This window comes from Mycobacterium sp. ACS4331 (assembly GCF_001667265.1).
Classification (GTDB): Bacteria; Actinomycetota; Actinomycetes; order Mycobacteriales; family Mycobacteriaceae; genus Mycobacterium.
Map to the genome: position 1 here is coordinate 1 of NZ_LZHW01000036.1, position 1453 is coordinate 1453.

1 protein-coding gene is annotated in these 1453 nt (G+C 64.8%); it reads left to right on the forward strand.

The features are described from left to right. Positions 1 to 272 precede the first annotated feature (272 nt). The gene (locus A5727_RS09525) at positions 273 to 1445 is read left to right on the forward strand and encodes an IS30 family transposase (protein ID WP_502687670.1); all 1173 of its coding nucleotides are present in this window, start codon (positions 273 to 275) and stop codon (positions 1443 to 1445) included. The last annotated feature ends 8 nt before the right edge of the window (positions 1446 to 1453 follow it).

The following is a 1453-nucleotide window of genomic DNA, read 5'->3' on the forward strand; positions in this document are numbered from 1 at the left end:
GGGCAGGCTCAAGTGATCGCTGCAGCACCTGATTGGTAAGGGGTGTTGTTTCGATGGGATTTAGAGGGCAGGGGCAGCCAGCGCCGGAGTCAGCGCGTGGGGTGTTTCTCGCAGCGGTGGATTCGGGGTCGTCGTGGTCGGCCGCTGCGATGGCGGCGCAGGTGTCTATGGAAACCGCCTCCAGGTGGGCTCGGTTGGCTGGCTACACCCCACAGACCAGGCACTTCGGTACTCGATACTCTCCACAGGCGCGGGAGGCGTTCTGGGTGGCGATGCGAGCGGGGGCGTCGGTGACGCAGGCGGCCTTCGAGGCCGGTGTGTCGGAGAGAGCGGGCCGGCGCTGGGTCCGAAAGGCTGGCTACGTGCCCAGATCCCAGCCCCGTGCGGTCGCCGATTCCGAGATCGCTGTGGTGGTCGATCTGACCACCCGAAGCCGACCTGCCTTGACGTTCACGGAGCGATGCCGCCTCGAAGAGCTGCTGGAAAGCGGGTACGAGCCTGCACGGGCAGCTGACCTCATGGGCCGACACGGTGACACCATCGCCCGGGAAATCGCCCGGGGAGACACCCAGTCGGGGTATCGGGCCAGCCGTGGTCAGGATGCGGCCGACACCGCCCGCAAAAGGCCCAAGCAACGCAAGCTGGACAAGAATCCGGCGTTGTTGGCTGTCGTTCTGGAAGGCTTGGAGGAGCGGCGCAGCCCAGAGCAGATAGCGGGTCGCCTGCGACTGGACTATCCCGACGATCCGGAGATGCGGGTGTCTCACGAAACGATCTACCAAGCCATCTATGTCCAGCCCCGCGGGGAGTTGGCCAAAGACCTCAAATCTGCGTTGCGCACCGGCCGGATCAAGCGAAAGCCGCATGGCCGCAACGAGATCGCTGAGCGTAGAAGGTTCAAAGAAGGCATGGTCAGCATCACCGAACGCCCCGCTGAGGCCGACGACCGTGCCGTGCCCGGACACTGGGAAGGCGACCTGATCATGGGTGCGGCAAACACCAGCGCGATCGGCACCCTCGTGGAACGCACCACCGGTTTCGTTGTGCTGCTGCATCTGCCCGGCGATCACACCGCCGAAACCGTCGCCGCAGCAATGACCGCCAAGATCCCGCAGATTCCTGAAATCCTGCGCCGCTCACTGACCTGGGACCAGGGCACGGAAATGGCCAAGCACACCACGATCACCGAGGCCACCGGATTGCCGATCTACTTCTGTGACCCGCACAGCCCCTGGCAACGCGCCACCAACGAGAACACCAACGGACTGCTGCGCCAGTACTTCCCCAAAGGCACCGACCTGTCCTTCTGGGGACCCGGCTTCCTCGACAAAGTCGCCACCGAACTCAACGCACGCCCCCGCAAACGCCACGGCTTCCGCACACCCGCCGAAGAACTCGACCGACTACTGTCAGACCCGTCCGCATACACCGCAGCGACCGGTTGAATCCGCCC